The 23,289-nt window shown below is 58.8% G+C and carries 20 protein-coding genes; 11 read left to right on the top strand and 9 right to left on the bottom strand.

Annotated features, from left to right (window positions below; genetic code table 11):
- Positions 1–3: 3 nt before the first annotated feature.
- The 6 genes from infB (at position 4) to FFH21_RS22315 (ending at position 7,384) form a co-directional block, all read left to right on the top strand.
- Complete coding sequence (gene infB / locus FFH21_RS22345) at positions 4–2,535, top strand: translation initiation factor IF-2 (RefSeq protein ID WP_011169449.1); 2,532 nt, start codon at positions 4–6, stop codon at positions 2,533–2,535.
- A gap of 159 nt (positions 2,536–2,694) precedes the next feature.
- Positions 2,695–3,111 (top strand): 30S ribosome-binding factor RbfA, encoded by a 417-nt coding sequence (gene rbfA, locus FFH21_RS22340; protein WP_002555123.1) that lies wholly within the window; start codon positions 2,695–2,697, stop codon positions 3,109–3,111.
- 3 nt (positions 3,112–3,114) lie between these two features.
- Positions 3,115–4,032 (top strand): tRNA pseudouridine(55) synthase TruB, encoded by a 918-nt coding sequence (gene truB, locus FFH21_RS22335; RefSeq protein WP_004656648.1) that lies wholly within the window; start codon positions 3,115–3,117, stop codon positions 4,030–4,032.
- A gap of 159 nt (positions 4,033–4,191) precedes the next feature.
- Complete coding sequence (gene rpsO / locus FFH21_RS22330) at positions 4,192–4,461, top strand: 30S ribosomal protein S15 (protein WP_002555121.1); 270 nt, start codon at positions 4,192–4,194, stop codon at positions 4,459–4,461.
- Positions 4,462–4,636: 175 nt separating this feature from the next.
- Complete coding sequence (pnp, locus tag FFH21_RS22320; protein WP_005733040.1) at positions 4,637–6,742, top strand: polyribonucleotide nucleotidyltransferase; 2,106 nt, start codon at positions 4,637–4,639, stop codon at positions 6,740–6,742.
- A gap of 288 nt (positions 6,743–7,030) precedes the next feature.
- The gene (locus FFH21_RS22315) at positions 7,031–7,384 is read left to right on the top strand and encodes a BON domain-containing protein (protein WP_004656644.1); all 354 of its coding nucleotides are present in this window, start codon (positions 7,031–7,033) and stop codon (positions 7,382–7,384) included.
- Positions 7,385–7,522: 138 nt separating this feature from the next.
- Here the strand turns inward: FFH21_RS22315 and FFH21_RS22310 are convergent, their stop codons facing one another.
- From FFH21_RS22310 to FFH21_RS22300, 3 genes are all read right to left on the bottom strand, one after another.
- A complete protein-coding gene (locus FFH21_RS22310; RefSeq protein WP_050543846.1) occupies positions 7,523–7,897 on the bottom strand; it encodes a DUF2845 domain-containing protein in 375 nt (124 codons plus the stop codon).
- A complete protein-coding gene (locus tag FFH21_RS22305; RefSeq protein WP_041924627.1) occupies positions 7,857–10,829 on the bottom strand; it encodes a DUF748 domain-containing protein in 2,973 nt (990 codons plus the stop codon). Before FFH21_RS22305 ends, FFH21_RS22310 begins: the two co-directional genes overlap by 41 nt.
- Positions 10,830–10,952: 123 nt before the next feature.
- Positions 10,953–11,969: a class I SAM-dependent rRNA methyltransferase gene (locus FFH21_RS22300; RefSeq protein WP_011169446.1), complete on the bottom strand. Its 1,017-nt coding sequence runs from the start codon at positions 11,967–11,969 to the stop codon at positions 10,953–10,955.
- Positions 11,970–12,126: 157 nt separating this feature from the next.
- Between FFH21_RS22300 and FFH21_RS22295 the strand changes: the two genes are divergently transcribed.
- Entirely contained in the window at positions 12,127–13,701 is a 1,575-nt protein-coding gene (locus FFH21_RS22295; protein WP_011169445.1) for an alkaline phosphatase, read from the top strand.
- Between the two features lie 105 nt (positions 13,702–13,806).
- Positions 13,807–14,748, top strand: a complete 942-nt coding sequence (locus tag FFH21_RS22290) for an AEC family transporter (protein WP_011169444.1) — start codon at positions 13,807–13,809, stop codon at positions 14,746–14,748.
- Here the strand turns inward: FFH21_RS22290 and FFH21_RS22285 are convergent.
- The 6 genes from FFH21_RS22285 to gatC form a co-directional block, all read right to left on the bottom strand.
- Positions 14,745–15,128 carry a carboxymuconolactone decarboxylase family protein gene (locus FFH21_RS22285; RefSeq protein WP_004656633.1) on the bottom strand — a complete coding sequence of 128 codons (384 nt, stop codon included), beginning with the start codon at positions 15,126–15,128 and terminating at the stop codon, positions 14,745–14,747. The two genes, FFH21_RS22290 and FFH21_RS22285, sit on opposite strands and share 4 nt — an antisense overlap.
- 30 nt (positions 15,129–15,158) lie before the next feature.
- On the bottom strand, positions 15,159–16,190 hold the full coding sequence (locus FFH21_RS22280; RefSeq protein WP_004656631.1) for a calcium/sodium antiporter: 1,032 nt from the start codon (positions 16,188–16,190) through the stop codon (positions 15,159–15,161).
- Between the two features lie 77 nt (positions 16,191–16,267).
- Complete coding sequence (locus FFH21_RS22275; protein WP_002555111.1) at positions 16,268–16,636, bottom strand: septal ring lytic transglycosylase RlpA family protein; 369 nt, start codon at positions 16,634–16,636, stop codon at positions 16,268–16,270.
- A gap of 377 nt (positions 16,637–17,013) precedes the next feature.
- Positions 17,014–18,459 (bottom strand): Asp-tRNA(Asn)/Glu-tRNA(Gln) amidotransferase subunit GatB, encoded by a 1,446-nt coding sequence (gene gatB / locus FFH21_RS22270; RefSeq protein WP_002555110.1) that lies wholly within the window; start codon positions 18,457–18,459, stop codon positions 17,014–17,016.
- 10 nt (positions 18,460–18,469) lie between these two features.
- On the bottom strand, positions 18,470–19,921 hold the full coding sequence (gatA, locus tag FFH21_RS22265; RefSeq protein WP_004666201.1) for an Asp-tRNA(Asn)/Glu-tRNA(Gln) amidotransferase subunit GatA: 1,452 nt from the start codon (positions 19,919–19,921) through the stop codon (positions 18,470–18,472).
- Between the two features lie 14 nt (positions 19,922–19,935).
- On the bottom strand, positions 19,936–20,223 hold the full coding sequence (gene gatC / locus FFH21_RS22260) for an Asp-tRNA(Asn)/Glu-tRNA(Gln) amidotransferase subunit GatC (protein WP_002555109.1): 288 nt from the start codon (positions 20,221–20,223) through the stop codon (positions 19,936–19,938).
- A 205-nt stretch (positions 20,224–20,428) separates the two neighbouring features.
- Between gatC and mreB the strand changes: the two genes are divergently transcribed.
- The 3 genes from mreB to mreD all read left to right on the top strand — a co-directional run bounded on the left by mreB (position 20,429) and on the right by mreD (position 23,249).
- Positions 20,429–21,466 (top strand): rod shape-determining protein MreB, encoded by a 1,038-nt coding sequence (gene mreB, locus FFH21_RS22255; RefSeq protein ID WP_002555108.1) that lies wholly within the window; start codon positions 20,429–20,431, stop codon positions 21,464–21,466.
- Positions 21,467–21,697: 231 nt separating this feature from the next.
- Positions 21,698–22,765, top strand: a complete 1,068-nt coding sequence (gene mreC, locus FFH21_RS22250) for a rod shape-determining protein MreC (RefSeq protein ID WP_004656627.1) — start codon at positions 21,698–21,700, stop codon at positions 22,763–22,765.
- Entirely contained in the window at positions 22,758–23,249 is a 492-nt protein-coding gene (mreD, locus tag FFH21_RS22245) for a rod shape-determining protein MreD (protein WP_003364106.1), read from the top strand. The genes mreC and mreD overlap by 8 nt, the downstream gene beginning before the upstream one ends.
- Positions 23,250–23,289 lie beyond the last annotated feature (40 nt).

Here is a 23,289-nt window from a genome sequence, read left to right as displayed (position 1 = left end):
TGCATGACGCAAGTCACGGTGAAAGAACTGGCCAAAGTGGTCGACACACCGGTAGAGCGCCTGTTACAGCAGATGCGTGAGGCAGGTCTGCCGCACACCGCCGCCGAGCAAGTTGTGACCGATAACGAAAAACAAGCCTTGTTGACGCACCTGAAAAGCGGTCACAAGGCCAAGGTGGAAGAGCCTCGCAAGATTACCTTGCAGCGCAAGACCACCAGCACCCTGCGCGTTGCTGGCAGCAAGAGCATCAGCGTTGAAGTGCGCAAGAAGAAAGTCTTTGTGCAGCGTAGCCCGGAAGAGATCGAAGCCGAGCGCAAGCGCGAGATGGACGAACGCCGTGCGGTAGAAAATGCCGCTCGTCAAAAGGCTGAAGAAGAAGCCAAGCGTCGCGCTGAAGAAGATGCGCGCAATCAGCCTGCCGCCGGCCAGCCTGCTTCGGCACCCGCGCAACCTGTTGCTGCAGCTGAGCCTGTGCGTGAAGCGCCAGCACCAGCAGCGGCTGCTCCGGCACCTGCCAGCGCAGCGCCGTCTGCTGACGCTCGCAAGCGTGACGAACAGCGTCGCCCTGACAAGCCTCGTGCTGACGACCGCAATGCCCGCGGCGGCGACGGGGAGCGTAAAAACGCTCCGCATCGCGCTTCGGTCAAGGAGAAGGCTCCGGCCCCTCGCGTTGCTCCTCGTACTACCGACGAAGAAAGCGACAGCTTCCGTCGTGGTGGTCGCGGCAAGTCCAGGCTGAAGAAGCGCAATGCACATGGTTTCCAGAGCCCTACCGGCCCTGTGATCCGTGACGTTGCCATCGGCGAGACCATCACTGTCGGCGAATTGTCGGCACAGATGTCGGTCAAGGCTGCTGAAGTCATCAAGTTCATGTTCAAGATGGGCACTCCGGTGACCATCAACCAGGTACTGGATCAGGAAACTGCCCAGTTGATCGCCGAAGAGCTGGGCCACAAGGTCACGCTGGTCAGCGACAACGCCCTGGAAGATTCCCTGGCCGAATCGCTGAAGTTCGAAGGTGAGTCGTTCTCCCGTGCACCGGTCGTGACCGTAATGGGCCACGTCGACCACGGTAAGACCTCGCTGCTCGACTACATCCGTCGTGCCAAGGTTGCAGCTGGCGAAGCTGGCGGCATCACCCAGCACATCGGTGCCTACCACGTTGAAACCGAACGCGGCATGGTCACGTTCCTCGACACCCCTGGTCACGCCGCGTTTACCGCCATGCGTGCTCGTGGTGCCAAGGCAACGGATATCGTGATTCTGGTGGTTGCAGCTGACGACGGCGTGATGCCGCAGACCATCGAAGCTGTTCAGCATGCTGTTGCGGCTGGCGTTCCGCTGGTTGTTGCGGTGAACAAGATCGACAAGCCTGGTGCTGACCTCGATCGTATCCGCAGCGAGCTGTCGGTCCATGGCGTGACGTCCGAAGAGTGGGGCGGTGATACGCCTTTCGTTTCGGTATCCGCGAAAATGGGTACTGGCGTCGACGAGCTGCTGGAAGCTGTTCTGCTGCAAGCCGAAGTTCTGGAACTGAAGGCAACTCCTTCGGCCCCGGGTCGTGGTGTTGTTGTCGAGTCCCGTCTGGACAAGGGCCGTGGTCCGGTCGCTACTGTTCTGGTTCAGGACGGTACGCTGCGTCAGGGCGACATGGTTCTGGTCGGTTCGAACTTCGGCCGCATCCGCGCCATGCTCGACGAGAACGGCAAGCCGGTCAAAGAAGCAGGTCCTTCGATCCCGGTCGAAATCCTGGGTCTTGACGGTACTCCGGATGCTGGCGACGAGATGTCGGTGCTGGCTGACGAGAAGAAAGCCCGCGAAGTCGCTCTGTTCCGCCAAGGCAAGTTCCGCGAGGTCAAACTGGCTCGCGCTCATGCCGGCAAGCTGGAGAACATCTTCGAGAACATGGGTCAGGAAGAGAAGAAGACGCTTAACATCGTCCTCAAATCCGACGTCCGCGGTTCTCTGGAAGCATTGCAGGGCGCCCTGGGCGGCCTGGGTAACGACGAAGTGCAAGTGCGCGTAGTCGGTGGCGGTGTCGGTGGTATCACCGAGAGCGACGCCAACCTGGCACTGGCCTCCAACGCTGTACTGTTTGGCTTCAACGTGCGTGCCGATGCTGGCGCGCGCAAGATTGTCGAGCAGGAAGGTCTGGATATGCGTTACTACAACGTGATCTACGACATCATCGAAGACGTCAAGAAAGCCCTCACCGGTATGCTTGGCAGCGACGTTCGGGAGAATATCCTGGGTATCGCCGAAGTCCGCGATGTGTTCCGTTCGCCGAAATTCGGCGCGATCGCAGGCTGTATGGTTCTGGAAGGCACTGTCTACCGTAACCGTCCGATTCGTGTTCTGCGCGAAGACATCGTTATCTTTGAAGGCGAGCTGGAATCCCTGCGCCGCTTCAAGGACGACGCTGCCGAAGTACGTGCAGGCATGGAATGCGGTATCGGCGTCAAGAGCTACAACGACGTCAAGGTCGGTGACAAGATCGAAGTCTTCGAGAAGGTCCAAGTGGCTCGCAGCCTCTAAATCGCGAGCTTCAGGAGTCATGGTGGGAGCTTCGCATGCAAATGCCCTGCTTCTCCCATGGGCTCTAAACGCAACGCCCGGTCTGGCAATTGTCGGGCCGGGCGTTTGCCGCTTTCAGACTGTCAGGGTTTGGTCCCGGATCAGTAACAGGTAACAAGCATGGCAAAAGAATACAGCCGTACCCAACGCATTGGCGATCAGATGCAGCGCGAACTGGCGCAACTGATCCGTCGCGAAATCAAGGACCCACGCGTGGGTCTGGTCACTATCACCGCCGTAGACGTCAGCCGTGACGTGGGTCATGCGAAGATTTTCATGACCGTCATGGGCCAGGACAGCGCGGAAGAGATCGCACAGACCATCAAGGTGCTCAACTCTGCCGCAGGCTTCCTGCGCATGCAGCTGGCACGCGAAATGAAGCTGCGCAGCGTGCCTCAACTGCATTTCCACTACGACGAAAGCGTCGTGCGTGGTGCGCATCTCTCGGCACTGATCGAGCGTGCAGTGGCACAGGACGGTCAGCATCAGGAAGGCTCGGCATCGCCAGATGCAAAGCCTGAAAGTACCGAGGAATAAAGAGTGGCTCAGGTCAAGCGTATACGCCGCAACGTCAGCGGGATCATCCTGCTCGACAAGCCACTGGGTTTCACTTCCAACGCCGCTTTGCAAAAGGTTCGCTGGCTGCTCAATGCCGAGAAAGCCGGGCATACGGGCAGTCTTGATCCTCTGGCAACGGGTGTTTTGCCGTTGTGCTTTGGCGAAGCGACCAAGTTTTCCCAGTACCTGCTCGATTCGGACAAGTCCTACGAGACTCTGGCGCAGTTGGGCAAGACCACCACGACCGCCGACTCTGAAGGCGAGGTTTTGCTCACGCGTCCGGTGACCGTTGGTCGCGACGATATTGAAGCGGTGTTGCCGCATTTTCGTGGGCAAATCAGCCAGATACCTCCCATGTACTCGGCCCTCAAGCGTGATGGCCAGCCACTTTACAAGCTGGCACGTGCAGGGGAAGTAGTGGAGCGCGAGCCCCGTTCTGTTACTATTGCGCGCCTGGAATTACTTGCTTGCGAAGGCGACACAGCACGTCTGTCCGTCGATTGCAGCAAAGGCACCTATATCCGTACGCTGGTCGAGGATATTGGTGAAAAGCTCGGTTGTGGTGCTTACGTCGCAGAGCTGCGTCGTACCCAGGCGGGGCCTTTCACGCTGGCTCAGACGGTTACGCTGGAAGAGCTGGAGCAAGTGCATGCCGACGGCGGCAATGAGGCGGTTGACCGCTTCCTGATGCCATCGGACAGCGGTCTGCTGGACTGGCCGCTGCTGAAGTTTTCGGAGCACAGTTCGTTTTACTGGTTGCACGGGCAGCCAGTACGCGCGCCGGACGCACCGAAATTCGGTATGGTTCGTGTGCAGGATCACGAAGGTCGCTTCATCGGTATCGGTGAAGTCGGCGAAGACGGGCGTATTGCGCCGCGTCGATTGATTCGGTCAGAGTGACCGGAACCAGTCCGTCCGCAGGCTAGCCTGCGAGCGGGGTGGAACGAGGATGGCTGTCAACAGGCACGGTCATACCTCCTTTTTTAATACGAGGATCTGTCCTCGGCCTGTTGGAAACGTTTCTCCGGAAGCGCTTCCTTGAACAAAAGGATTGCCCACATGGCACTCAGCGTTGAAGAAAAAGCTCAGATCGTAACCGACTACCAGCAAGCTGTTGGTGATACTGGTTCGCCAGAAGTGCAAGTTGCACTGCTGACCGCCAACATCAACAAACTGCAAGGCCACTTCAAGGCCAACGGTAAGGACCACCACTCGCGTCGTGGTCTGATCCGTATGGTAAACCAGCGTCGCAAGCTGCTGGATTACCTGAAAGGTAAGGACGTTAGCCGTTACAGCGCCCTGATCGGTCGTCTGGGTCTGCGTCGCTAATAACGACGTTGCTAGAGGTTGGTTGTCTGTCACGATCCGTCGGGTTTTCCCGGTGGTTCTGGCAGGCTCCCAGCCTCAAGTTTTATCTGGACTGTGGAAGGGGCCGATTCCCCACGCTGCCCAAGAATTCGCAAGAAACCAGTTCCCCAAGAGCCACAAAGAAAGGTAGGAAACCGTGAACCCGGTAATCAAAAAGTTTCAGTTCGGTCAATCGACCGTAACCCTCGAGACAGGCCGTATCGCCCGTCAAGCCTCTGGCGCAGTATTGGTCACCGTTGACGACGACGTCAGCGTACTCGTGACTGTGGTCGGCGCCAAACAGGCTGACGCTGGCAAAGGCTTCTTCCCTCTGTCCGTGCACTATCAGGAAAAAACCTACGCTGCCGGCAAGATTCCTGGTGGTTTCTTCAAACGTGAAGGCCGTCCTTCCGAGAAAGAAACCCTGACCTCGCGCCTGATCGACCGTCCGATCCGCCCGTTGTTTCCAGAAGGCTTCATGAACGAAGTGCAGGTTGTCTGCACCGTCGTCTCCACCAGCAAGAAAATCGATCCGGACATCGCTGCGATGATCGGTACTTCGGCTGCACTGGCCATCTCCGGTATTCCGTTCGACGGTCCGGTCGGTGCTGCGCGCGTTGCTTTCCACGAAAGCACCGGCTACCTGCTGAACCCGACTTACGAGCAACTGCAGGCTTCGAGCCTGGACATGGTCGTAGCCGGTACTTCCGAAGCCGTTCTGATGGTTGAATCCGAAGCCAAAGAGCTGACCGAAGACCAGATGCTGGGCGCTGTGCTGTTCGCCCATGACGAATTCCAGGTGGTGATCAACGCCATCAAGGAACTGGCTGCAGAAGCCGCCAAGCCTGTTTGGGACTGGCAGCCAAAGCCTGAAGCCACCGCACTGCTGGGTGCTATCCGTGCCGAGTTCGGCGACGCGATCTCCCAGGCTTACACCATCACTGTCAAAGCCGACCGCTATGCGCGTCTGGGCGAGCTGAAAGATCAGGTCGTTGCCAAGCTGGCTGTTGAAGAAGGCAGCCCGTCTGCCAGCGAAGTCAAAGCTGCTTTCGGTGAAATCGAATACCGCACCGTTCGCGAAAACATCGTCAACGGCAAGCCGCGTATCGATGGTCGCGATACCCGCACGGTTCGCCCTCTGAATATCGAAGTCGGCGTTCTGCCGAAGACTCACGGTTCGGCACTGTTTACCCGTGGCGAAACTCAGGCGCTGGTTGTTGCAACGCTGGGTACCGCGCGTGACGCACAGCTGCTCGACACCCTTGAAGGCGAGAAAAAAGACCCCTTCATGCTGCACTACAACTTCCCTCCGTTCTCGGTGGGCGAGTGTGGTCGCATGGGCGGCGCGGGCCGTCGTGAAATCGGTCACGGCCGTCTGGCCCGTCGCAGCGTTCAGGCCATGCTGCCAGGCGCCGACGTGTTCCCGTACACCATCCGTGTCGTGTCGGAAATCACCGAGTCCAACGGTTCCAGCTCCATGGCTTCGGTCTGCGGCGCTTCCCTGGCACTGATGGACGCTGGTGTTCCGATGAAGGCACCGGTTGCCGGTATCGCCATGGGTCTGGTCAAGGAAGGCGAGAAGTTCGCCATTCTGACCGACATCCTGGGTGACGAAGATCACCTGGGCGACATGGACTTCAAGGTAGCAGGTACCTCCAAAGGTGTTACCGCGCTGCAGATGGACATCAAGATCAAAGGCATCACCGAAGAAATCATGGAGATCGCCCTGGGTCAGGCCCTGGAAGCTCGCCTGAACATCCTCGGTCAGATGAACCAGATCATCGGTCAGTCGCGTAACGAGCTGTCGGCCAACGCTCCGACCATGATCGCGATGAAGATCGACACCGACAAGATCCGTGACGTGATCGGCAAGGGTGGCGCAACCATCCGTGCTATCTGCGAAGAGACCAAGGCTTCGATCGACATCGAAGACGACGGCTCGATCAAGATCTTCGGCGAGTCCAAGGAAGCGGCTGAGGCAGCACGTCAGCGCGTTCTGGGCATTACCGCAGAAGCCGAGATCGGCAAGATCTACGTCGGTAAGGTTGAGCGCATCGTCGATTTCGGCGCATTCGTCAACATCCTGCCGGGCAAGGACGGTCTGGTTCACATCTCGATGCTGAGCGATGCTCGCGTAGAGAAAGTGACCGATATCCTCAAGGAAGGTCAGGAAGTCGAAGTGCTGGTACTGGACGTGGACAACCGCGGTCGTATCAAGCTGTCGATCAAAGACGTAGCGGCAGCGAAAGCGTCGGGCGTCTGATTGATCTGAGCGGCGTGTGAAAAAGGACTCTTCGGAGTCCTTTTTTTATGAGCGCAATTAGAGGGTTACAAACGGGGCATGCAAACTGCTCGGTGCAAACATGCATCTTGCAAGCCCGATTAGTGACGAACGGGCAAACTGCACGACCTGGTGGAAAACAAAAAAACACAACCTTATGATTTTAAAAGGTTTTTAGTGTTTTTCGTTTTTGGCACACCGCTTGCGATATACCTGTTAACCCTGCCACCACACGCTGGTGCAGATTTCGAGAAAAACAGGAGTTATCGTATGAAGAAGTTCGCTATTGCCGCTGCTACCGCTACTGCCCTGACTCTGACCATGGCCAACGCTGCTTTCGCACAGACCTCGGCCCAAGCGCCAATGGTTCTGGCAGCCAACACCACTACTCAAGAAGTCAAAGAAGATACTTCTGACACTTGGATCACCACCAAAGTCAAAGCTGACCTGCTGACCGAGAAAGGCATCCCAGGTTCGGACATCAAGGTTGAGACCAACAAAGGCGTGGTTTCCCTTTCTTCCACCGTAGCTGTAACTGATGCTCAGAAGAAAATCGCCGTCGCTATCACCAAGAAAATCAAAGGTGTTAAAGACGTATCGGCTGCTGGCCTGAAAGCCGAGTAATCGAATACTGCTCATGAACAGCCGCAGTCATTGATTGATGGAAAGTTCATGCGAGGCTACAAGGATGTAGCCATTAAAGGCCCCGACTGAAGAGTCGGGGCCTTTTCTATGACGGTGACAAACGGACGCTTGGGAGAGTCAGGTGCGACGCTTGCTTTCAATCCTCACCAGGCGACCCCCTTCGAAGCGCAGATACTGATACATGCCGTTATCAGGTCCGTAGATCCATTCCTCAATTCTTACGGCTTCGGACCTTCGGTAGTTACTATTGAAGGTCTCCTGAGTGCCCAGCACTTCCTGGCTTATGGGCTCTCCGCATTTCTGCTGCACTTCGAATGCCCGGTCCCCCGTGCTGACCAGCTGGTTGCCGCAGCGCAGCGTTGACGTGGCATATGAAGAGGCAGCAACTGACCCGGCCATAGCGGCAAGGGTCAGGTTGATCAGCAGTTTGATTCGGGTACGTGCCAAGGCTTCATTCACTGTCGAGGTGGAGGGGGCTGATGACTTTACCATCTGGCTGGGCCTGACCCAGGCGGGCATCGACGAAGTACACACGAGCGTCTTCCAGCTTGCCCTTGTCTACCAGGTAGTCCTTGATGCTGCTGGCTCTGCCTTGGCCCAGCTCACGCAGCAATACCTCATTGCTGCTCCAGAACTTGAGCACGGCGGCACGCATATGGTTTGCACGTTGTTCCTTGCCCAGGTTTGCCCATTCGGCAGGCGGTTGCTGTTTCAGGCGTGTGCGGTAGATACCTTCAAGCATAGGAGCTTTTTCATCTTCCGGGACCTGTATCAACCCGGCCCTGGCCGGAACCTTGTCGCCGCGTCGCTGGAGGATCTTGTAATAGGTGTACTGGTATTCCCGCTCCAGCCGCTGTTGGGCGATCAGAGGACCGTCACTGCTGGCAGCGCTAGTGCCTTCGATCTCCAGCTTCAGGTCCGGGCGCTCCTTGAGCGCCACCGAGAGCTTGTCCAGGGCGCTTTGCGCCTCAGCCGACAAATCACTGGAGCCCGGCGCAAAACTCACGCTGCCGAGCTCCTCGGAGCTTCCACCGGCGACCAGCCCGCCGAGCATCTTGAACGGAGCCTGCGCAGCACGCAGCACAAGATTGCGCAGGGTTTGCCAGACAATTGGCATCACGCTGAACTGCGGGTTGTTCAGATCGCCCTCGATCGGCAGCTCCAGGGAAATTCGTCCCTGCGTATCCTTGAGCAGCGCGACCGCCAGACGGATAGGCAGGTCCAGCGCATCCGGGCTGTCGACCCGTTCACCCAGTTGCAACTGCTCCACCAGCACCTTGTTCTGAGCCTTGAGCTGACCTTTGGTGATCAAGTAGTGCAGGTCGAGATTGAGCCTGCCCTTGCGGATCCTGAAACCGGCGAACTTTCCGGAGTAGGGAGTCAGGTTGGTCAGCTCGACACGCTTGAAGCTGGTGGTGATATCCAGGCTGGCCATCGGGTCGAACGGGTTGAGGCTGCCTTTGATGGTCACAGGCGCGTATCGATCGACCTTGCCCTGGATGTCCACGGGTGCGGGTGTCGCCTTGCGGTTGTCGATGGTGCCGATACGACCATTGAGCTGTTGCACGGCGGTGGCAAAGTTGGGGGTCAGGGTCATGTCGGCAAAGTTTGCCGAGCCATCCTTGATATTCACTTCGCCGACGTAGATCGCCAGAGGGTTATCTGCCTTGGCCTTGGGCTGTGTTCTGGCTGTTTTTGCCTGCGATGCGGTCTTGTCATCAGGCTGCGGAATCAGCAGATCGTCGACATTGGTGGTCCGGTCTTCATTGATCATGAAGCGTGCGTAAGGCTGATCCATGTTGACTTTGGCAATCGAAAGGCCCGTGCCGTGCTGGTAGTCCAGCCCTTCGAGTTGCAGTTGCTGCCACTTCAGGAAGTCGCGCTGTTTGAGCGTGTCGAGTGTGTGAAGCTGATTGACCTGCGCTTTGCCGGTAACGCTGAACGCCAGCGGTTCGGTGCTTTTCAGGTTGACCGCCAGATCGCTGCCCAGCATGCCGCTGCGCATTTCCAGACGAATGAACGGGCTGATGTAGGCCTGGGCGAGGCGCAGGTCTATGTCGCGGGTAGTTACGTTAAGTTGTGCACTGACTGGGTTGAGGTTCACATCGCCGGCTGCAGTGAGGTTGCCCTGTTTGCCCAGCCCGGTATCAAGCTTAAGCGTGAAGGGGGATTTGTTAAGGCTGTCGAAATTCTGGATGTCCAGATTCAGCGGGCCAACATCCAGAGCAACAGGCTCTTGAGGTACGCGATCTGCCAGGTGGACCATGTAATTGCGCAGCTGCACATCTCGCAGCAGCACCTGCCATGGCGTGCTTTGCGTGGCGGGCTTGGCGCTGGCTTTGGCAGAGGCGTCGATGGCGGGTGCCGGTTCAGCCGCCTTGTCGTCCACGGCCGGTGTTTGCGGTGCCGCTGGCTTGCCCGGCTGGCTGGCGAATAGTTTCTGCCAGTCCAGTTGCCCGTCGGCTTCGCGCGCTGCCCAGGTTTCCAGTTTCTGGCTGCGGATCTTGCCTACGGTCACCAGCTGCTTTGCCAGATCGACTGATGTTTCGCTCACGTCTAGGCGTTGCAGGCGTACCAGAGGGCGACCGTCTGGCGTGTTCAACGCGAAGGGCGCGACACTGGCCGACACATTGGTCAATTTCAGCTCGGTTTCCTTGGCCAGATTGAGTGTGTAGGCCGTGCTGAAATTCAGCACGCCGTCCTCAAGCGCCAGCGGCAACGCATCACGCACATAAGGCCACCACAGCTTCATCTTGCTGTCGGTGACTTTCAGCGTCCCTTCCGAGGTGATCGGTATCAGGCTGATACGCCCGACCCAGTCGATCTGCCCGCCATCCGGACCTGCCGCGACCAGCGTCATGTCGGCATTGTCTTCGGGTAATGTGCTGAGGTTCTTGAGTTCGAAATTGAGTGTGTCGTAGAGAAATTCGATGGGCTGGCTTGGGCGCATATCCTGAAAGTGAACATAGCCATCGGCCAGTTTTATTTCGTCGATACGCAGCGGGAACGGCTTGCCGGGTGGTTCGTCCTTGGCAGGTTCGCTGGCTGGCAGCTTGAACAGTTGCGCCAGATTGAGCTTGCCTTGCTTTTCGAACAACAGCTCGGTCTTGGGTTTGATCAGCTCGATGCGTTGCAGGTGCAGGGCCCGTGTCCACAGGCTGTTGATTTGCAGGTTGGCATAAAGCTTTTCAAACGCGACCTGTTCCTTGCCCGGCGTGCCGATGTTCAGGTCCCAGAGCGTCAGCTCCAGCGTGTAGGGATTGAATTCCAGGCGTTCAAGCTTCGCCGGCACGGTGGCGTAATTGGCCAATTGCTGATTGGTGATCCGCAGAGCGACACCGGGAAGAATGAAGAACCCCAGCAAGCTGTAGAGCACGATCACAGTCAGCAAGGAGCCAAGTGTGCGTTTCAATCCTCTGGACATGGGCAGCGGCGTCTCTCTCTTTTGGAAGCCCTTGGAGTATGGCATGCCTGTTCGGTTCCCAAGGCACTGCCGTCGCCGCTCGTAGGAACTTTCCGATAGTGCTTTGCGATACCAGCCGCCGGATCAGAGTTGCAGGATCAGCGTTTTCAGGGGTGGCTGATTATCCAGAGACGGGAAGTCCTTGGCAGGAAGCATCTCCTGGCAGTCGCGTACCGGGCGTCCAGCCTTGGTGGCACAGCGTAATACCTGCTCACGCCAGTCCTGCATGCTGACCTTCGCAAGGTTGTTGCAGCAGATCAGCACGCCGCCGTCTGCCGTCGTCAACAGCGCCGGCTTGAGCAGGCTTTGATAGTCGCGCAACAGGTCAACGGTGCCGAACGCACTTTTGGCCCAGGCAGGTGGGTCAAGCAGGACCAGATCATACTGGCGCTGTTGCAGCTTCATGTAGCTGGGCAGTTGTTGGCTACGCCGCGCTGCAATCGGCAGCCCCGCCAGTTGGCGGATTGCCGGAAAATAATCCGACTGGATGAACTGCATGGGTGGCAGTTGCGGGTTAAGCGCACCATTCTCTCGACCCACGGCCAGATTACCCTCGGCGAAGTCCAGATTGCACACCTCGCTCGCGCCACCGGCCGCAGCGCTGAGACCGACGCCGCAGGTATAGGCGAACAGGTTCAGCACGCTTTTGCCGGCGCTGTGCTGTTTGACCCAGCCACGCGTGTTGCGCAGGTCCAGAAACACCAACGGGTCTTGGCCCGCATGTCGGCCGCGGACCCGATAGTTGAGCCCCCACTCATGCCCGATATGGTCGGCCAGCGCCGCTTCGTCAGCCTTGTAGACCGTATCCTGGCGATCCACGCGTGAGTTGCCTTGCGAGCGATCGTTATAGACCAGCAGCGTTTCCAGGCCCAGTCGTGTGTTGACTTGCTCGTGCAGCGCAAGCAATGCATCGCGATCCAGGCGGGTGTGGAAGCTTTGTACCAGCAACTGCGGGCCGTAGCGGTCGATGGTCAGCCCGCTGGCGCCTTCCTGACTGCCGTGAAACAGCCGATAGCAGTCCGTGCCCTGCTGATGCAGTTCGCCCAGCAACGATTGACGATTATCGAGGGCGACGCTGAGCGCCTGATTCAAGGAAGACATGCTAAGCGCCTCGGGCTGGAATAAGGCGCGGGAGTTTAACAGCTAGCGGGCGCTGACGGTTTTTAGCGTCAGGTGCGTTATTCCGGCCCTGTGTTGTCATACAGCGCCAACATTCCCCTGTTACGGTACTTTTTTGCCTGTCAGTGAGGGGATAACCGTGAGCCAGTTCGATCTCAAGCGTCGCCGTGTCATCCAGGCCGTGGGGGCCGGTTTGCTGTTGCCGGGGCTTGCGCCTGCGGTGATCGCTTCGGTGCAGGACCGTCCGAAAATGGTCGATGGTGTGCAGTCCGGAGATGTACTCGGCGACAAGGCTATGGTCTGGAGCCGCAGCGACCGGCCTTCGCGGATGGTGGTCGAATGGGACACACGCAGTATGTTTACCCAGCCACGGCGCGTGGTCTCGGCGCTCGCCGATCCGCGTACCGACTTCACTGCGCGGGTCGAGTTGAGCGGGCTGCCGGTCGATCAGGCGATTTTCTACCGCGTCTCGTTCGAGGATGCCCAGAGCGGTGTCGCCAGCGAGCCCTGGTTCGGCCATCTGCGCAGCACGCCCCAACAGCGTCGTGACATCCGCTTCGTCTGGAGTGGCGACACGGTGGGGCAGGGCTTCGGCATCAACCCTGACATTGGTGGCATGCGTATCTATGAGGCGATGCGCTTGCGCTTGCCGGACTTTTTTATCCACAGCGGTGACACCATTTACGCCGACGGGCCAGTGCCCGAGCAGATCACCACGGAAGGCGGGCGGATCTGGCGCAACCTGACCACCGAGGCGAAAAGCAAGGTGGCGGAGACCCTCGACGAGTACCGAGGCAATTACCGCTATAACCTGATGGATGAAAATCTGCGCCGCTTCAACGCAGAAGTGCCGCAGATCTGGCAATGGGATGACCACGAAGTCACCAACAACTGGTCGCCCAGCAAGCAGCTTGATGAGCGTTACAAGGTCAAGGATATCCAGCTGCTGTCCTCGCGTGCCCGCCAGGCTTATCTGGAGTACGCGCCGCTGCGCTTGCAGCAAGCCGACAATGGCGGACGCATTTATCGCAAGATTCCCTACGGTCCGATGCTCGACGTTTTTGTCCTCGATATGCGCAGCTACCGCGACGGCAATGATGCCAATCTGGCCGAAAAACCGGGTCCGACCACCGCATTTCTTGGTCGTGAGCAACTTGACTGGCTCAAGCGCGAACTCAATGCGTCGCGCGCGCAATGGAAGGTCATTGCTGCTGACATGCCCATCGGCCTTGGCGTACCGGATGGCGAGGTGAGCCCCGGTGTGGCGCGCTGGGAAGCCATCGCCAACGGCAATGACGGACCGGCGCTTGGCCGCGAGCTGGAGGTTGCCGAATTGCTGGCGTACCTGCGCGCGCAGAAGATTCGCGACTGTATCTGGCTGACGGCCGATGTCCATTACTGCGCCGCGCATCATTACCAGCCGGATCGTGCCGTGTTTCAGGACTTCGACCCGTTCTGGGAATTCGTCGCCGGGCCGCTGAATGCGGGCAGCTTCGGTCCCAATGTACTGGACAAGACGTTCGGTCCGGAACTGGTGTTCCAGAAGGCGCCCCCTGCACAGAACACTTCGCCTTTTGCGGGTTATCAGTTCTTTGGCGAAGTGAACATCGACGGGCAGACCGGCGAGATGTCTGTTGCCCTGCGCGATCTTGACGGCGTTTCAGTGTTCGAGCGCAAATTGCAGCCGACCGTGGAGGTTAGCCGCATTGTCTGACAGAGAATCGGGGTTGTTCAGGTAAGCCTTTCGGAAATTCCTTGCAACATGCTTGTCGTGTGTGGCCTATCATGAGCTACCTAACGACGGGACCGGGTGTGTTGCATGCTGGCTATTTTTCTCCAAACCCTGAACATCACCGCCCCGGTGTTTGCCATGCTGTTTCTGGGCGTATTGCTCAAACGCATCGGTGCTATCAACGACGGATTTATCGTCGCGGCTTCCGGGCTGGTGTTCAACGTCACGATGCCTGCGCTGCTGTTTCTGGGCATCATTAACGCTGATTTGCGCGCGGCTCTGCAACCCAGACTGCTCATCTTTTTCAGTGTCGCGACGCTGCTGAGTTTCGCATTCGCCTGGGGCTGGGCGATCTGGCGCTGCCCGCAAGAAGAGCGTGGCGTTTACGTTCAGGGCGCGTTCCGTGGCAACAACGGGGTAATCGGCCTGGCGCTGGCGGCGAGCATGTACGGCCCTTATGGCATTTCGTTGGGGGCGATTCTGGCCGCGCTGGTCATCGTCTTCTACAACACGTTGTCGACAATTGTGCTGGCGGTTTACAGCCCGGTGATCAAGTCCGACCCCTGGAGCGTGTTCAAAAGTGTGCTGGCCAATCCGTTGATCATCAGCGTCATCATCGCATCGCCTTTCGCTTACTTCAGCATAGGCCTGCCCAGGTGGCTGGAGACGTCCGGCAGTTATCTGGCGCAAATGACCCTGCCGCTGGCGCTGATCTGCATCGGCGGCACGCTGTCGCTGGCCTCGCTGCGTAAAAGTGGCAGTCTGGCGATCAGTGCCAGCGTCATGAAAATGATCACGCTGCCGCTGCTCTGCACGCTGGCCGCCTGGCTGGTCGGTTTTCGCGGCGCGGAACTGGGCATTCTGTTCCTTTACTTCGCGAGCCCGACGGCCGCTGCCAGCTACATCATGGCGCGCACCGCCAACGGCAACTACGAACTGGCCGCCGCGATCATCGTCATCACCACGCTGGCCGCAGCGGTCACTACCAACGTGGGAATTTTCATTCTGCAATGGGGCGGCTGGATCTAGTCCGGCTTTACGTAGCTGTCGATGACTTCCTGTGCTGCACGGAACGCGTCGATGGCTGCTGGCACCCCTGCATAGACCGCGCAGTGCAGCAGCGCCTCGCGAATTTCCTCAACTGTGCAACCGTTGTTCAGTGCTCCACGAACATGGCCCTTTAGCTCTTGCGGGCATTTGAGGGCGGTGAGGGTGGCCAGGGTGATCAGGCTGCGGGTTTTCAGCGGCAAACCCTCACGAATCCAGACGCTGCCCCAGGCGTGTTCGTTGACGAAGTCCTGCAGCGGCTGGCTGAACTCGGTTGCGTTACCCAGCGCACGGTCGACGTGGACATCGCCCATTACCTGACGACGGATCTGCTCGCCTTCGCTGATTGTCTTGTCTGTCATGGCATTCCCCTTTATCGATGCGGATTGAGGTCAGTGCTGGCGTCGCCATGCGCGGATCGTGCCCCAGGCAACAATAACGCCGAGCACAGGCAGAACCAGAGTAAGCATTTTTGTCTCGAGCCTTTCGGCCAGTGCCATTCCAGTGCTGATCGCCAGAATATGCAGCCCGTACGTCAGGTACAGCGACAGCAGAAACACCCCTTCCATGCGGTCTATCCGGTAGCCGGAATAGAACAGCGGCACACAAAGCAGCGAAACACCGAGCATGATCGGCAGGTCGAACACCATTGCATTCGGCGAGACCGTCAGCGGCACCGGGGCGAACAGTGCAGTCACTCCCAATACCCCCAGCAGGTTGAACAGATTGCTGCCGATCACATTCCCCACTGCAATATCGCGTTCGCCACGAAACGCCGCGATCAGCGAGGTCATCAGGGCGGGCAATGAGGTGCCGATGGCGATGATGGTCAGGCCGACAATGCGCTCGGAAAGCCCCAGATGGATGGCGATCACGACCGACGCGTCAACCAGCAAGTGCCCGCCAGCGGTCAGCAGCAGCAAGCCTGCGGCAAGCATGAGGATGCGCGTGAAGGTGCGTGGTTTCTCTGTTGTTTCGGCATGGCCGTGGCGCGGCGTGTGACCGCCCTGGCGGATGATGACAATCAGGCAGACCAGCAAACCTGCAAGCAGCAGTGCACCGTCAAATTTGCTGAATTCGCCGTTCCATGACAGGCCGATGGCCAGCAGGCAGGCACCGATCATCAGCGGAATATCGATGTGCAGCACCTGGCGGGCAACGCGTAACGGGATGATCAGCGCGCATAGGCCAAGAATCACCAGGACATTGAAGATGTTGCCACCGATGACGCTGCCTACGGCGATGTCGGTGTTATCGGCAAACGCAGCTTGCAGGCTTACCGCCATTTGCGGCGCGCTGGTGCCCATCGCCACCACGGTCAGGCCAATGAGCAATGGCCTGACCTTGAAAATCGCCGCCAGATGCACTGCCGCACGCACTGAAAGTTCTGCCCCGATCAACAGCAATAGCAGGCCGCTGAGCATTTGAATGAGCGCGGGGGCGGGCAGGGCCGATAGCTGGAGAATACGAGTGTCCTTGTTAGTGTTGAACGGGATTAAGGCTAATCGAGGGCCTGAACACGCACTGGCGCGGTGCCGCTACGCAGCATACCCAGTTGTTCGGCTGCTTCGCGAGAGACATCGATCAATCGACCACGCGTGTGAGGGCCGCGATCATTGATGCGTACGACCACTGACCTGTCGTTGTCCAGGTTAGTGACCTTGACGCGCGTGCCGAATGGTAACTGCCTGTGGGCGGCAGTCAGGGCGTTCTGATTGAAGGGTTCGCCACTGGCTGTGCGATTGCCATGATGGCGGGCACCGTAATAAGCGGCTGTGCCGGTCTCGTCATAACCGTGAGGGTCGATGATGTGATTGGCGCAGCCTGCCAGTAACGTCAGCAGGCTGCAGGCAAAAATAAGGCGGCGCATGGGTTGGGTTCCTGAGTGCCGGAGTAGGTGTGGTTGACTCTCATGCCAATCCTCCATGCTGGCATGCATTTCCTGACGCTCCGCGTCGCAACTCGGTGTCGCAGCGCGCACGCAACAGCGGACGCAGAGCGTCCAGAACTGCATTCCCACGCGGAGCGCTAGCGTTATACATAAGTCATGAAGAGCCCAAAAAGCGGGGTCTTTGACCGCAATCGCGATGTGAATAAAGATCTCTGTGGGAGTGAGCTTGCTCACGAAGACCTTGGTCCAAACGCCCTGTCTCTAGAGGCTGTACCGGCCTATTCGCGAGCAAGCTCGCTCCCACAAGACTCGTGTATAACGCTGATCGCATAGCATGGGAACGAGAGTGACGAGGATCAGCCCTCCAGCTTGGCCTTCAGCAACTCGTTGACCTGCTGCGGGTTGGCCTTGCCTTTGGAGGCTTTCATTGCCTGACCGACGAAGAAACCGAACATCTTGCCGCGCTTGGCTTCATCAGCGGCGCGATATTGTTCGACCTGCTCCGCGTTGGCAGCCAGCATCTCGTCGAGCATCGATTCGATGGCACCGCTGTCGGTTACCTGCTTCAGGCCGCGCTTGTCGATGACTTCATCGGCACTGCCTTCGCCATTGGCCATCGCCTCGAAAACCATTTTCGCGATCTTGCCGGAAATGGTGTTGTCGGTGATGCGCTTGAGCATGCCACCCAGTTGCTCGGCACTGACCGGCGACTGTTCGATTTCCAGGCCCTGTTTGTTCAGCAGGCTGCCCAGTTCGACCATGACCCAGTTGGCGGCCAGCTTGGCGTCACCGCTGATGCTGACCACCTGCTCGAAGTAGTCGGCCTGCTCGCGGCTGGAGGCCAGCACACTGGCATCGTAGGTCGACAGGCCGAACTGGCTCTGGAAACGTTCGCGCTTCTGCGGCGGCAGTTCCGGCAATGTGGCGCGGGTTTCTTCGAGGAACGAATCCTCGATGATCACCGGCAACAGGTCCGGGTCGGGGAAGTAACGGTAGTCGTTGGCTTCCTCCTTGCTGCGCATGGCGCGGGTTTCGTTGGTGTTCGGATCGTACAGGCGGGTCTGCTGGATAACCTTGCCACCGTCTTCGATCAGATCGATCTGGCGCTGGATCTCGCTGTTGATCGCCTTCTCGATGAAGCGGAACGAGTTGACGTTCTTGATCTCGCAACGTGTGCCGAACTCGACCTGGCCCTTCGGGCGAATCGACACGTTGCAGTCGCAACGCAACGAGCCTTCGGCCATGTTGCCGTCACAGATGCCCAGATAACGGACAATCGCATGAATGGCTTTTACATAGGCCACGGCTTCCTTGGCACTGCGCATGTCCGGCTCGGAAACGATTTCCAGCAGCGGCGTGCCGGCACGGTTCAGGTCGATACCGGTCATGCCCTGGAAGTCTTCGTGCAGGCTTTTGCCTGCATCTTCCTCAAGGTGCGCACGGGTGATGCCGATGCGCTTGACTGTGCCGTCTTCCAGAGTGATGTCCAGGTGGCCCTTGCCGACAATCGGCAGCTCCATCTGGCTGATCTGGTAGCCCTTGGGCAGGTCGGGGTAGAAGTAGTTCTTGCGGGCAAACACGTTGTGCTGCCCGATTTCGGCATCCACCGCCAGGCCGAACTTGACGGCCATGCGCACGGCTTCCTTGTTCAGCACCGGCAGAACGCCGGGCATGCCCAGATCGACGAGGCTGGCCTGGGTGTTGGGCTCGGAGCCGAACGTGGTGGCGCTACCGGAAAAAATCTTTGATTGGGTCGAAAGCTGGGTATGAATCTCCAGCCCGATGACGACTTCCCATTGCATGTGTTTCTCCTCAGAAGCCTTCAGGTGCGCGAGTGTGCCAGTCGGTGACTTGCTGATACTGATGCGCCACATTCAAGAGACGGCCTTCCTGGAAATACGGAGCGAGCAACTGCACGCCGACCGGCAGGCCATCGACAAAGCCTGCGGGCATGGACAAGCCGGGCAGGCCCGCCAGGTTGGCGGTGATGGTGTAGAAGTCTTCCAGGTATTCGGCAATCGGATCGTTGGTCTTCGCGCCGATTTTCCAGGCCGGGTTGGGCGTGGTCGGGCCGAGGATTACGTCGACTTCGGCAAATGCACTCATGAAATCGTTCTTGATCAGGCGACGGATCTTCTGCGCTTGCAGGTAATAAGCGTCGTAGTAGCCCGCCGACAGCGCATAGGCGCCCACCATGATGCGGCGCTGGACTTCCGGGCCAAAGCCTTCAGCGCGGGAACGCTTGTAAAGGTCGGTCAGGTCTTTCGGGTCTTCGCAGCGGTAGCCGAAACGCACGCCGTCGAAGCGCGACAGGTTGGACGAGGCCTCAGCCGGCGCGATGACGTAGTAGGCCGGGATTGCGTGTTGCAGGTTTGGCAGGCTGACTTCCTTGACGACCGCACCGAGTTTTTCCAGCTCCTTGACGCTTTCATGCACCAATTGCGCGATACGCGGGTCCAGGCCTGCGCTGAAATACTCTTTCGGTACGCCAATACGCAGGCCCTTGAGCGAGGTATTGAGGCTGGCGGAGTAGTCCGGAACCGGCTCGTCGATGCTGGTCGAGTCCTGCGGGTCGAAGCCGGCCATGCCTTGCAGCAGCAGTGCGCAATCTTCGGCGGTGCGCGCCATTGGCCCTGCCTGATCGAGGCTTGAAGCGTAGGCAATCATTCCCCAGCGCGACACACGACCGTAAGTAGGCTTGAGGCCGGTGAGGTTGGTCAGTGCCGCAGGCTGGCGAATCGAGCCGCCGGTGTCGGTGCCGGTTGCGGCAGGCAGCAGGCGTGCAGCAACCGCCGCTGCCGAACCACCGGACGAGCCTCCGGGCACGCATTGCAGATTCCACGGGTTTTTCACCGCGCCGTAATGGCTGGATTCGTTGGCCGAACCCATGGCGAATTCGTCCATGTTGGTCTTGCCCAGCGTTACCGTGCCTGCCGAAGCCAGTTTCGACACAACCGTGGCGTCATACGGCGCCTTGAAGTTGTCGAGCATCCGGGAGCCGCAACTGGTACGGATGCCTTGGGTGCAGAACAGGTCCTTGTGCGCCAGCGGGGCACCGAGCAGCGGGCCGTTCTCACCGGCGGCGCGCCGAGCGTCTGCCGCCTGGGCCTGAGTGATGGCCAGGTCTTCGGTGAGGCTGATGAAGCTGTTGAGCTGCGGGTCGAGCGTCGCGATACGCGACAGCAGAACGCGGGTCAGCTCTTCAGAAGAAAACTTTTTTTCGGCGAGTCCGCGAGCGATCTCGGCCAGAGTCATTTGATGCATGCAGGCGCTTTCCCTTACTCGATGACTTTCGGAACCAGATAGAGGCCGTCTTGGACCGCTGGTGCGATGGCTTGGTAAGTGTCACGACGATTTCGCTCGGTGACGGCGTCTTCGCGCAGGCGCTGGGTGGCTTCCAGCGGGTGGGCCAGAGGTTCGATGCCAGTGGTGTCGACCGCTTGCATCTGATCGACCAGCCCGAGAATGCTGTTAAGTGCTTCGGTGGTACGCGGGATATCGGCGTCATTGAGACCCAGTCGGGCCAGATGAGCGATCTTTTCCACGTCGGAGCGTTCAAGCGCCATGGGGTATCTCCAGTGGAATGCTTATGGATTTGCTTTGTTGCCAATTGCGGAACACTATCGCGTTATTACTGTCTCAAGCCGCTAACGTCGAGGGTCATGTTCGGAAAACCGCCAATTTAGCATATTGGCTCCTTGCCCAAAATCCCTGTCGTTGTTAGAGTTTGCCGCACTTTTTTTACCACGCGTTCCCTAGGGTCCCTTTCCCATGTTCAAGAAACTGCGTGGCATGTTTTCCAGTGATCTATCCATCGACCTGGGCACTGCCAACACCCTTATCTACGTGCGTGAGCGCGGTATCGTTCTGAATGAACCCTCTGTCGTTGCCATTCGTACTCACGGCAACCAAAAGAGTGTCGTGGCCGTCGGTACTGAAGCCAAGCGCATGCTGGGCCGTACTCCAGGCAACATCGCAGCCATTCGTCCAATGAAAGACGGCGTTATCGCCGACTTCAGCGTCTGCGAAAAAATGTTGCAGTACTTCATCAACAAGGTCCACGAAAACAGCTTTCTGCAGCCCAGCCCTCGTGTGCTGATCTGCGTTCCGTGCAAATCCACCCAGGTTGAGCGTCGTGCCATTCGCGAATCTGCCCTGGGTGCAGGTGCACGCGAAGTATTCCTGATCGAAGAGCCAATGGCCGCTGCAATCGGTGCCGGTCTGCCGGTGGAAGAAGCTCGCGGTTCGATGGTTGTCGACATCGGCGGTGGCACCACCGAGATCGCGCTGATTTCCCTGAACGGTGTGGTGTATGCCGAATCCGTACGTGTAGGCGGCGACCGTTTCGATGAAGCGATCATCACCTATGTGCGTCGTAACTACGGCAGCCTGATCGGCGAATCCACCGCCGAGCGCATCAAGCAGGAAATCGGTACGGCCTACCCGGGCGGTGAAGTGCGTGAAGTCGACGTTCGCGGCCGCAACCTGGCTGAAGGCGTGCCACGTGCGTTCACCCTGAACTCCAACGAAGTGCTTGAAGCGCTTCAGGAGTCATTGGCGACCATCGTTCAGGCGGTCAAGAGCGCTCTGGAGCAGTCGCCTCCGGAACTGGCCTCGGACATCGCCGAGCGTGGTCTGGTCCTGACCGGTGGCGGTGCATTGCTGCGTGATCTGGACAAATTGCTGGCTCAGGAAACAGGTCTGCCGGTGATCGTTGCCGAAGACCCGCTGACCTGCGTAGCCCGCGGCGGTGGCCGTGCGCTGGAAATGATGGATAAGCACACCATGGATCTGCTCTCCAGCGAGTAATTCGCCGGAGTGCCTTTCACGGAGTCTTTTGTATGCAGGTGGCGTATGTGCTACCTGTATGCATCGTGCTGACCCCGAAACGGGGTGCCTATCTCTTTCATTTGTCCAGGCCGGTTACATACCGCATGAATAATTGCCAATCGAAGTTCGATCCAACGATCGCATGCCCCGGAGGAGCGGCCTATTAAACCGCTTTTCGCAAAAGGCCCTTCGCTGGGCGTACGTCTGCTGGTGCTGGCCGTTCTGTCGGTTGCGTTGATGGTTGTCGACGCCCGCTTTACGATCCTCAAGCCCGTGCGCAGCCAGATGTCGATGGTGCTCATGCAGTCCTACTGGATCGTTGATCTGCCACAACGTTTGTATCAAGGCGTTGCCAGTCAGTTCGGCAGCCGCACAGAGCTGATCGCCGAAAACGAAAAACTCAAGACCGAAGCGTTGCTCCTGCAAGGTCGCTTGCAAAAGCTGGCGGCACTGACCGAGCAGAATGTTCGTTTGCGTGAGTTGCTGAACTCTTCTGCGCTGGTCAACGAAAAGGTCGAGGTCGCCGAGTTGATCGGCATGGACCCGAACCCCTTCACCCATCGCATCATCATCAACAAGGGCGAGCGCGACGGCGTTGTGCTGGGCCAGCCGGTGCTCGATGCGCGTGGCCTGATGGGCCAGGTTGTCGAGCTGATGCCGTACACCTCGCGGGTCCTGCTGCTGACTGATACGACCCACAGCATTCCGGTGCAGGTGAATCGCAACGGCCTGCGTGCTATCGCCAGCGGCACCGGCAACCCTGAACGGCTTGAGCTTCGGCATGTGGCAGATACTGCCGACATCAAAGAGGGCGATCTGCTGGTCAGTTCCGGCCTGGGGCAGCGCTTCCCGGCTGGCTACCCGGTGGCTACGGTCAAGGAAGTGATTCACGACTCCGGCCAGCCGTTCGCAATCGTGCGTGCCGTGCCAACCGCCGCATTGAATCGCAGCCGTTATCTGCTGCTGGTGTTCTCGGACGGCCGTTCGCCGGAAGAGCGCGCTGCCGACGCGGCGCAAGCGCAGGAATCCATCGACAAGGGTATCGAGCCTTCAGTGATGGCGACCCTGCCGCCGCCGACACCTGCTTTCCCGATGTGGCCGCAAGCAACTGTTCCGGTATTCCCGGGCAGCACTGCAACGCACAAGCCTGCAGGGCAATCGACAACGCCTGCGCCGGCTGCAGCGCCTGTGACACCGGCAAGGCCTGCCGCCCGGCCTGCTGCTTCACAGCCGCCTGCTTCAAGACCTTCCACTGCTCGGGAGCCTATCGATGGTTAGTCATGTTTCCGGGCGCAATGGCTGGGTGGTCTGGCTGACGTTTGCGATCGGTCTGTTGCTGAGCGTTTCGCCGCTGCCGCAATTCATGGAAATCTTCCGGCCCTTGTGGCTGGCCCTGTTGCTGACTTTCTGGGTTCTGGCGCTGCCGCACAAATACGGTATGACCACTGCGTGGATACTGGGGCTGATGGAAGATGTGCTGTATGGCACATTGCTTGGCCAGAATGCGCTGATCCTCAGCCTGATCACGTTTCTGGTGATGTCCCTGCAGCAGCGTCTGCGTATGTTCCCCATGTGGCAGCAATGTCTGGTGCTGTTGGTCGTATTCGGTCTGGCGCAGCTTGCGCAGCTCTGGCTGAGTGCATTGACCGGCAACCGTCAGCCTACGCTGGCGCTGGTTCTACCCGCGCTGGTCAGTGCCCTGTTGTGGCCCTGGATCAGCTATGGCCTGCGTGGATTGCGCAAACGTTTGAAAATCAATTAAGCGCAAGGTGAGCGCGACGCCCCGCTGCGTCCCTGGCGCT

It is taken from the genome of Pseudomonas sp. KBS0707, from assembly GCF_005937945.2.
Taxonomy (GTDB): domain Bacteria; phylum Pseudomonadota; class Gammaproteobacteria; order Pseudomonadales; family Pseudomonadaceae; genus Aquipseudomonas; species Aquipseudomonas amygdali.
This window is presented reverse-complemented; position numbering and strand designations above follow the sequence as displayed.

What these genes read in the sequence shown, in the direction of transcription:
- rpsO (WP_002555121.1), top strand. Translation starts at nt 4,192, where the DNA reads ATGGCACTCAGCGTTGAAGAAAAAGCTCAGATCGTAACCGACTACCAG.
- FFH21_RS22305 (WP_041924627.1), bottom strand. Translation starts at nt 10,829, where the DNA reads ATGTCCAGAGGATTGAAACGCACACTTGGCTCCTTGCTGACTGTGATC.
- rbfA (WP_002555123.1), top strand. Translation starts at nt 2,695, where the DNA reads ATGGCAAAAGAATACAGCCGTACCCAACGCATTGGCGATCAGATGCAG.
- mreD (WP_003364106.1), top strand. Translation starts at nt 22,758, where the DNA reads ATGGTTAGTCATGTTTCCGGGCGCAATGGCTGGGTGGTCTGGCTGACG.
- FFH21_RS22300 (WP_011169446.1), bottom strand. Translation starts at nt 11,969, where the DNA reads ATGTCTTCCTTGAATCAGGCGCTCAGCGTCGCCCTCGATAATCGTCAA.
- FFH21_RS22315 (WP_004656644.1), top strand. Translation starts at nt 7,031, where the DNA reads ATGAAGAAGTTCGCTATTGCCGCTGCTACCGCTACTGCCCTGACTCTG.
- FFH21_RS22310 (WP_050543846.1), bottom strand. Translation starts at nt 7,897, where the DNA reads ATGGTAAAGTCATCAGCCCCCTCCACCTCGACAGTGAATGAAGCCTTG.
- gatA (WP_004666201.1), bottom strand. Translation starts at nt 19,921, where the DNA reads ATGCATCAAATGACTCTGGCCGAGATCGCTCGCGGACTCGCCGAAAAA.
- FFH21_RS22285 (WP_004656633.1), bottom strand. Translation starts at nt 15,128, where the DNA reads ATGACAGACAAGACAATCAGCGAAGGCGAGCAGATCCGTCGTCAGGTA.
- FFH21_RS22290 (WP_011169444.1), top strand. Translation starts at nt 13,807, where the DNA reads ATGCTGGCTATTTTTCTCCAAACCCTGAACATCACCGCCCCGGTGTTT.
- FFH21_RS22280 (WP_004656631.1), bottom strand. Translation starts at nt 16,190, where the DNA reads ATGCTCAGCGGCCTGCTATTGCTGTTGATCGGGGCAGAACTTTCAGTG.
- gatB (WP_002555110.1), bottom strand. Translation starts at nt 18,459, where the DNA reads ATGCAATGGGAAGTCGTCATCGGGCTGGAGATTCATACCCAGCTTTCG.
- mreB (WP_002555108.1), top strand. Translation starts at nt 20,429, where the DNA reads ATGTTCAAGAAACTGCGTGGCATGTTTTCCAGTGATCTATCCATCGAC.
- infB (WP_011169449.1), top strand. Translation starts at nt 4, where the DNA reads ATGACGCAAGTCACGGTGAAAGAACTGGCCAAAGTGGTCGACACACCG.
- FFH21_RS22275 (WP_002555111.1), bottom strand. Translation starts at nt 16,636, where the DNA reads ATGCGCCGCCTTATTTTTGCCTGCAGCCTGCTGACGTTACTGGCAGGC.
- gatC (WP_002555109.1), bottom strand. Translation starts at nt 20,223, where the DNA reads ATGGCGCTTGAACGCTCCGACGTGGAAAAGATCGCTCATCTGGCCCGA.